This window comes from Actinophytocola sediminis (assembly GCF_054779715.1).
In genome coordinates, this window is sequence record NZ_BAAGXS010000108.1 from 24,320 (window position 1) to 30,926 (window position 6,607).

At 70.4% G+C, this 6,607-nt stretch carries 5 protein-coding genes; 2 read left to right on the plus strand and 3 right to left on the minus strand.

Features of this window, described 5'->3' with window-relative positions; translation table 11 throughout:
- Window positions 1-10: 10 nt before the first annotated feature.
- Entirely contained in the window at window positions 11-1,432 is a 1,422-nt protein-coding gene (ngcE, locus tag ACYVIP_RS44090) for an N-acetylglucosamine/diacetylchitobiose ABC transporter substrate-binding protein (RefSeq protein ID WP_460407144.1), read from the minus strand.
- A 225-nt stretch (window positions 1,433-1,657) separates the two neighbouring features.
- Here ngcE and ACYVIP_RS44095 point away from each other — a divergent pair, with 225 nt between their 5' ends.
- Both ACYVIP_RS44095 and ACYVIP_RS44100 read left to right on the plus strand, forming a co-directional pair.
- Complete coding sequence (locus tag ACYVIP_RS44095) at window positions 1,658-2,842, plus strand: anhydro-N-acetylmuramic acid kinase (RefSeq protein ID WP_460407151.1); 1,185 nt, start codon at window positions 1,658-1,660, stop codon at window positions 2,840-2,842.
- A gap of 3 nt (window positions 2,843-2,845) precedes the next feature.
- Entirely contained in the window at window positions 2,846-4,447 is a 1,602-nt protein-coding gene (locus tag ACYVIP_RS44100; RefSeq protein ID WP_460407146.1) for a sodium:solute symporter, read from the plus strand.
- Window positions 4,448-4,450: 3 nt separating this feature from the next.
- Here the strand turns inward: ACYVIP_RS44100 and ACYVIP_RS44105 are convergent, their stop codons facing one another.
- Window positions 4,451-5,398, minus strand: coding sequence for a GNAT family N-acetyltransferase (locus tag ACYVIP_RS44105; protein ID WP_460407148.1), 948 nt, complete (start codon window positions 5,396-5,398; stop codon window positions 4,451-4,453).
- Between the two features lie 40 nt (window positions 5,399-5,438).
- The coding region (locus ACYVIP_RS44110; RefSeq protein WP_460407150.1) for an AAA family ATPase at window positions 5,439-6,607 on the minus strand (1,169 nt) is incomplete at its 5' end.

Here is a 6,607-nt window from a genome sequence, read left to right on the forward strand (position 1 = left end):
AAGACTCCGGTCAGCGCTCGTACTTGGTGATCGAGTCGTCCTCGCGCACCTTCTTGGCCTCGCCCTCGCAGGCGTCGAGGAACTCGTCCACCTTGGTGCGACCGGCGAGCAGGTCACCCATGTGCGCGTTGATGCCCGGGTTCCACATGGTCGCGTACCAGTCCTGGTAGCTCCAGTTGATCACGTTGTCGCCGGCCTTGCCCAGCGCCTCCTGGGCGGAGACCAGACCGTTGGACAGGTCCAGGCCCTCGGCGGCGCCCTTCACCACGGTGAGGCTGGACAGCTCCCTGGTGAAGCCCTGCGCGCCCTCCTTGGAGAGCATGATCCGCATGTACTCCAGGCCACCGCGGGGGTTCTTCGCGGCCGCGGGCACGATGTAGGGCTCGCCGGGCGTGGCCCGCAGCGTCTCCTTGGGCAGCGCGCCGTCCGCGGACAGGGCGGGCTCTGGCAGGTAGGCGAACTCGAAGCCCTCCGGGGTCACGTCGGACTGCTCGCTCTCCAGCCACGAGCCGCTCGGCACGAACGCGGCCTTGCCCTCGCTCCACGCGCCCTGGGCCTGGATGTGGTCCATGCCCTCGGTGCCGTCGAGGATGTAGCCGCTGGTCTTCAACGCGGCGAGCGCGGCGGCCGACTCCTTGAGCGCCTCGCTCTTCCAGGCGCCTTCCTTGAGGTTGTCGATGTCGACCAGCACCTGCTCGCCGCCGAGCTTGGCGGCCATGGTGAGCAGCGGCCAGGTCATGTACCTGGCGTGCACCCCGGGGTAGGTCCACGGGGCGATGCCGGCTGCCTTGATCTCCTTGCACAGCTCGGTCATCTCGGCCCAGGTGGTCGGCGCGGCCCAGCTGTTCTTGTCGAACAACGCCTTGTTGTACCAGAGGCCGTAGATCGTCATGGCCATGTTCAGCACGTAGAAGGTCTCGCCGTAGGTGCCCTTCTCGACCGTGCCGGGCACCAGGGTGTCGCGAACCTTGACCTTCGGGTCGTCCCAGCTCGGCGCGTCCAACAGGTCGGTGAGGTCGTAGAGCTGCTTGTCGTCCACGAGCTGGCCGAGCGGGATCACGCCGTCGCCGGTGTTGTTGACGAAGTCGGGCGGGTTGCCGGCGACGAAGCGGGACTGGAGCGCGCCCGCGATGTCCACTTCGGCCTTGTGCTGGATCTCGGCCTTCGGGTACCGCTTCTTGTACATCGGCTCGTGGATGTCGGTCGCGTACTTGTCGCCGAAGCCACCGTTGAAGATGTAGATCTCGAGCGGAGCGTCGGTCGGCACGCCGAGCGGGTTGTCGTCGGTGGTCTCGCCCTCCGTCTGTTCCTGACCACCACCCGAGGTCGCACAGCCGATCAGCACACTCGACGCCGGCAGCACCAGCGTGCCGGTCGCGAGTGCCCCGCGCAGGAAGTTCCTCCTGCTCCACTCACTCGAAATCTTGGTCATGCTCCGCTCCTCAACATCGCGTCCCAAACCACTGCTCGAACCCGCTCCCCGGCGCAGGGTGACACACCATAGCGCCTTGGTCTATACCTTCTGGTGGTAATGCCCAACCAATCTGACATCGATTTGGTCAAGAACTAACGATCCATCTTGCACACCCGGGACCTGGTGGCATACCCAAAACGAGTGACTACGTGCCGGGTGATCGGACTGCTGTCCGGAACGTCGATGGACGGCATCGACGTGGCGGTTGCCGAGCTGGACTTGACCGACGGGATCATCGACCTCACGCCCCGCGGGCACACCGAAGTGCCCTTCCCCGACGGGTTACGCGGCCGGTTGCTCGCCGCGCTGCCGCCCAACGGCTGCACCGCCGAGCAGCTGTGCCGGCTGGACACCGAGGTCGGCCAGGCGTTCGCGGACGCGGCGGCCGGCGCGCTGGACACCATCGCCGCCGGCCGGGCCGACCTGGTCGCCTCCCTCGGCCAGACCCTCTACCACTGGGTCGCCGACAGCAGCGAGCGCAACGGTGACGGTCGCGAGCGGGTGCTCGGCACGCTGCAGCTCGGCCAGCCGGCGTGGATCGCCGAGCGGACCGGACTGCCGGTGGTCGCCGACCTGCGAGTGCGCGACGTCGCCGCCGGCGGCCACGGCGCGCCGCTGGCCGGCGTGCTCGACCAACTGTGGCTGCGCGACGCCGACGCGGTCACCGCGGGACTGAACATCGGCGGGATCGCCAACATCACCGTCGTACCGCCAAGCGGCCGGCCGGTCGCGTTCGACACCGGGCCGGGCAACGCGCTGCTGGACGTCGCGGCGCGGCTGATCTCCAACGGGGTGTGGCAACTCGACGTGGACGGCGACCTCGCGCAGCAGGGCAAGGTCGACACCGAACTGTTCGAGGTGCTGCTCGCCGACCCCTACTACCTCGTGGCGCCACCGAAGTCGACCGGCAAGGAGCACTTCCACCTCGACTACCTGCGGACGGCGCTGGCCACGCTCGACCGGCACATCAGCGGGCCGAACCTGCTGGCCACCCTGGTCGAGCTGACCGCGGCGACGGTCGCCGACGCGTGCCTGGCCCACGGTGTGACCAGGGTGGTCGCCGCCGGCGGCGGGGTGCGCAACCCGACGCTGATGGCCGCGCTGCGCCGCCGCCTCGGCGACATCACGCTGGCGACCAGCGACGACCTCGGCCTGCCGACCTCGGCCAAGGAGGCCTACCTCGCCGCCCTGCTCGGCTTCCTGACCTGGCACGGCGTGCCGGGCAACCAGCCGCACGCGACCGGCGCGGCCGGCCCCCGGGTGCTCGGCTCGATCACCCCCGGCCGGCTGCCGCTGCGGCTGCCCGAGCCGGTGGCCACCGACCTTACCCGGCTGCGGGTGAGCCAACCGGCGATCAGCGGGAGGTAGGCCGTGCGCGCGCTCGATGTCGCGATCATCGTGCTGTTCCTGGTCGGGATGCCGCTGATCGGCGTGCTGATCGGCGGCCGGCAGCGCTCCGCGACCGACTACTTCGTCTCCGAGCGCAAGATCCCGTGGTGGGTCGTGTGCGTGTCGGTGGTGTCCGCGGAGACCTCGACGCTGACCGTGCTGTCGGTCCCGGTGGTGGCCTACATCGCGCCCGCGCAGGCGGGCGGGATGACCTACCTGACGCTGGCGCTGGGCTACATCGTCGGCCGGATCATCGTCTCGTTCGTGCTGCTGCCCCGGTATGTGGCCGGCGAGCTGGTCACCGCCTACGCCTTCCTCGGCCAACGCTACGGCGACGGGATGCGCGCGACGGCGTCGGTGACCTTCCAGTTCACCCGGCTGCTCGCCGACGGCATCCGACTGTTCGCCACCGCGATCCCGATCAAGGTGGTGCTCGCCTCCTACGGCGTGGACGCCTCGTACTGGGCGATCGTCACCGTGCTCGGCATCGCGATGGTCTGCTACACCTTCGTCGGCGGAGTGCGCGCGGTCGTGTGGGTCGACGCGATCCAGATGGTCTGGTACGTCCTCGGCGGCGTGATCGTGGTGATCGCGCTGGCCGGCGCGCTGCCCGCGGGCTGGTTCGGCGATGCCATGGACGCCAACAAGTTCCAGCTGTTCGACTTCTCCTCCAACGTGCTCACCGGCAGCTACCCGTTCATCGCGGCGTTCTTCGGCGGCGCGCTGCTGGCGATGGCCTCCCACGGGGTCGACCAGCTGATCGTGCAGCGGCTGCTGTCGACCAAGGACACCAGGGCGGCGCGCAAGGCGCTGATCGCCAGCGGTTTCGTCGTCTTTCTGCAGTTCGCGTTCTTCCTGGTCATCGGCGTGATGATGTGGGCGTTCTACGCGGCGGCGGTGCCAACCGACCCGGTGGCCGACGGCGGCCTCGGCCTGGCCAACCGCGACGAGCTGTTCGCGTCGTTCATCGTCACCGAGCTGCCATCCGGCCTGTCCGGGTTCGTGATCGCCGGCATCCTGGCGGCCGCGCTGTCCTCGTCGCTTGGCGCGCTGGCCTCGGCGACGGTGACCGACGTGTACGAACGGTTCGCCCGCCGGCCGCTGACCGAGGCCAGCAGGCTGCGGCTCGGGCGGATCTGGACGGTCGTGTGGGCCGGGCTGCTGATCATCTGCGCCGGCCTGTTCGCCACCGCCAACCAGACCACCGCCGACCCGATCGTGGTGCAGGCGCTGGGGATCACCGGCTACACCTACGGCGCGCTGCTGGGCGCGTTCCTGCTCGGGCTGATGGTGCGCCGGGCCACCCAGGCCGACGGGATCATCGCGTTCGTGACCACCGTGGTGGTGATGACGTTCGTCATCCTCGGGGTCAAGTTCGTCGGCCCGTCGGCCGAGGCGGACCCGGTGGCCAACGGCTACGGCGAGTGGACCTCGGTCACCGTCGACTTCTCCTCGGCGGCGCCGGCCGACGGCGTGCGCACGCTGGTGAGCTGGTGGTACACCCCGCTCGGCGTGGCGGTGACGTTGCTCGTCGGCGGCCTGCTGGCACTGCGCCATCGGAGTGCGGACCGGGAGGCAGTCTGAGGCTTAGCCGTGGCCGGCCACGCCGAAGTCGGCGCGCCGGTAGTTGACCAGCTCGGTGCGGCAGCCGAAGCCCAGCGCGGTGAACAGGCGTTCCGAGGCGTCGTTGCCGAGGTCGATGGTGGCCGACGCGCGCTCGCGGGCCGCCTTGGCGGCTAACTCGGTGAGCAGGCGGCGGACCAGTAACCGGCCGATGCCGATGCCGCGCATCTCCTGGTCGACCCCGACGGCGTCCACGTAGTACTCCTCGGCCTGGAGGTAGCCGGCCGCGTAGCCGAGCAACCCCTCGCCGAGCAGCACCACGACGGTGTGCCCGGCGGCGCCGGACACCAGCCCGGTGCCGGGCGTCGGGGCGTTCGGGAAGAGCCGGTCGTGCAGGCCGGCCACCGCCGTGTGCACGGCGGGGTCCGCCGGCAGCACGACGACCCGGTCCTGTTTGCGGGGCGGGGCGTCGGCCGCGCCGCCGACCAGCGACCGCAGGCCGGCGCCGGCCAGGGTGAACACCCGGACGGTCTTGCCGGCCGGGATGTCGTGGCGGACGGCGAAGTCGGCGAGCAGCCGGTTGTCCCGGTGGCCCAACAGGTCGACCGTGGTCACGGCGGTCATCGCGGGCAGCGCGCTGGCGGCGGCGAACAGGTCGTCGGCGGTCCGCTGCCACAGCTGGCCGGCGGCCGGGTGCTTGGCCGGCACGTCGACGTAGGGCCCGTGCAGGAACACCCTGGTCCCGTCGTGGACCACCTCGACGCTGAGCACGCCCCGCAACCTGCCGTTCTCGTCGGCGGCGACCACGGCCAGGTCGGCCCAGTCACCGCCGAGGTTGGCCAGCTCGTCGGCCACCTCCGCCGGTGACTCCCCGTGGAAGGCGATGTTGTGTGCCGAGTCGAGCTGCAGGCGGGCGATCAACTCGATCACACCCGGCAGATCGGCTGGCGAGGCGGTTCGTACGTGGTACATGGCGGGATTCTGAACGCCCGCGGGCCCTGGCGCGAACGGATTAATCAGCCACAGTCGCGACCGGCTCCGGAACGGGTTCGGGAGCCGGTGCCGGCTCCTTGGCTGTTTCCTTTGGCTCGGCCTTGCCGTGCAGGCGCTGGGAGATCACCTGGGTGATGCCGTCGCCGCGCATGCTGACGCCGTAGAGCGCGTCGGCGATGTCCATGGTCGGCTTCTGGTGGGTGATGATGATCAGCTGCGAGGTGGCGCGCAGCTCGCGCAGCAGGCCGATCAGCCGACGCATGTTCACGTCGTCCAGCGCCGCCTCCACCTCGTCCATCACGTAGAACGGCGATGGCCGCGCCCGGAAGATCGCCACCAGCATGGCCACCGCCACCAGCGACTTCTCCCCGCCGGACAGCAGCGACAGGCGCTTGATCTTCTTGCCGGGCGGCCGGGCCTCGACGTCGACGCCGGTGGTCAGCATGTCCTCGGGCTCGGTCAGGATCAGCCTGCCCTCACCGCCGGGGAACAGCGTGCCGAACACGATCTCGAACTCGCGGGCCACGTCCTCGTAGGCCGAGGTGAACACCTCGAGGATCTTGTCGTCGACCTCCTTGACCACGGTCAGCAGGTCGCGCCGGGTGGCCTTGAGGTCCTCGAGCTGGGTGGACAGGAACTTGTAGCGCTCCTCGAGCGCCGCGAACTCCTCCAGCGCCAGCGGGTTGACCTTGCCGAGCAGCGTGAGGTCCCGTTCGGCGCGCTTGGCCCGCCGCGCCTGGGTGTCCCGGTCGTAGGGAATCGGCTGCGGCGCGGACACCGCCTCGCCGCGCTCCTTGGCCTCCTCGTACTCGGCCACCTCGGCCTGGCTCGGCGGCACCGGCATGGTCGGCCCGTACTCGGCCACCAGGTCGTCCAGGCCGATGCCGAAGCTCTCGGCGATCCTGGTCTCCAGCTGCTCGAGCCGCAGCCGCTGCTCGGCGCGCAGCACCTCGTCGCGGTGCACCGCGTCGGTGAGCTTCTCCAGCTCGGTGGACAGCTCGCGGACCCGGTTGCGCACCTCGATCAGCACCCGCTCGCGCTCGTGCCTGGCGGCCTGCACGCTGTCCCGCTCGGCCGCGGCGGCCGCGAGTGACTGCCCGATCCGCTCCAGCGCGAGCTCACCGCCGCCGACCACGGCCCGCGCGACACGCGCGCCCCTGGTCCGCGCGGCCAGCACCCTGGCGGCGC